The 541-nt window shown below is 67.7% G+C and carries 1 pseudogene; it reads right to left on the bottom strand.

Going from position 1 to position 541, the window contains the following annotated elements:
- Nucleotides 1-541: pseudogene (locus MOV75_RS41390) on the bottom strand (hypothetical protein); the annotation flags it as partial.

The following is a 541-nucleotide window of genomic DNA, read 5'->3' as shown; positions in this document are numbered from 1 at the left end:
AACAGGAGTTCGGCCGCGACGAACCAGCCCGACGCTGCGAGCGCACCGAAGATGAAGCCGATCATGGCGAACATGCTCATCGCCGGCGGGAACGAGCGCCGCTGCGGCACGGTCGCCTCACCGATGACGCGAGCCGCCGAGGTGTTGAGCGTCTCCTGCTCCTCGGTCTCGCGCGAGCGCTTGAGGAAGGATTGATAGACGTCGCGGCTGGCGTCGGCCTCGCGCTCGAGCTCGCGCAGGCGTACGGCGGCCTGGCTGAGCTGCACGCTCTGCCGCTTCTGCGCTTCCAGCGCCCGGTTGAGCGAAGCTTCGAAGTCGCGGGCGCGGGTCAGATCGTTCTTGGCGGACTGGGCGAAGCGGTCGATCTCTTCGTTGATGGTGCGCTTGAGATCCTCGACCTGCTTCTCGGTCTGGCGCAGCGCCGGATGGCGCGGCCCGAGCTCGCCGGCCTGCTCCGCATATTTCTTGCGCGCGTCGGCATATTGCGCGCGCAGGTTCGCGATGGTCGGCGATTGCAGCGCCTCCGAATTCGCGCCGGCAT

The organism is Bradyrhizobium sp. PRIMUS42 (genome assembly GCF_023006515.1).
Classification (GTDB): domain Bacteria; phylum Pseudomonadota; class Alphaproteobacteria; order Rhizobiales; family Xanthobacteraceae; genus Bradyrhizobium.
This window is presented reverse-complemented; position numbering and strand designations above follow the sequence as displayed.